At 30.9% G+C, this 583-nt stretch carries 1 protein-coding gene; it reads right to left on the bottom strand.

Annotated elements, in window-relative coordinates; translation table 11 throughout:
• Positions 1-583 (bottom strand): DUF1542 domain-containing protein (locus tag IE142_RS40130; protein WP_191889485.1); only part of this gene is annotated, 583 nt, incomplete at both ends.

Genomic DNA, 583 nt, shown 5'->3' with positions numbered 1-583 from the left:
TGATTTTTTGTTTTACCAGAACATCAATTGTTTTTATAGCATCCTTTTTAGCTATTTGTAATTCTTTTTCTACAACTTTGACTGGAACATTTACAGTGACATATGAGCCATCAGCTAAAATAACCTTAACTTTAGCGGTTAGGTGATCAGCTACTTTATCAGTGTTCGGTAATGAAACAATATTGACTTTAAGTTCATCAGTTAAAGTCATAGCTCCAATTATAGATTCTAATGAAATAGTTTCATCTCTGTGAACAACCACCTCACTTGTTATTAGAGCATTTTGAAGGCTCAATTCAGGTAGTTCAAAAACGAATGGTTGCTGATCAGTATCCCAAATAATGATATGAGCTAAAGTATTAAATGCATGCTCTTTATTGTTATTGATATCATCAATTGAATTAGAATTTTCGATATGTTGAAGTGCATCTTTTTCTGTTTTATCAATATCTGCTAAAGCATGTGCCTTTTGAGAAGGTGTTAAATCAGTGTTGTTATTTATTGCATCTCGTTTCTTTTGTGATAACTCTTTTATCATTTGTTTAGCTTCTGCTTTGGCGATAATTAATTTTTTAGTAGTTTC

This window comes from Streptomyces mutabilis (genome assembly GCF_014649815.1).
Classification (GTDB): Bacteria; Actinomycetota; Actinomycetes; order Streptomycetales; family Streptomycetaceae; genus Streptomyces; species Streptomyces mutabilis.
The sequence above is the reverse complement of the archived record's forward strand: the minus strand, read 5'-3'. Positions and strand labels throughout refer to the sequence as shown.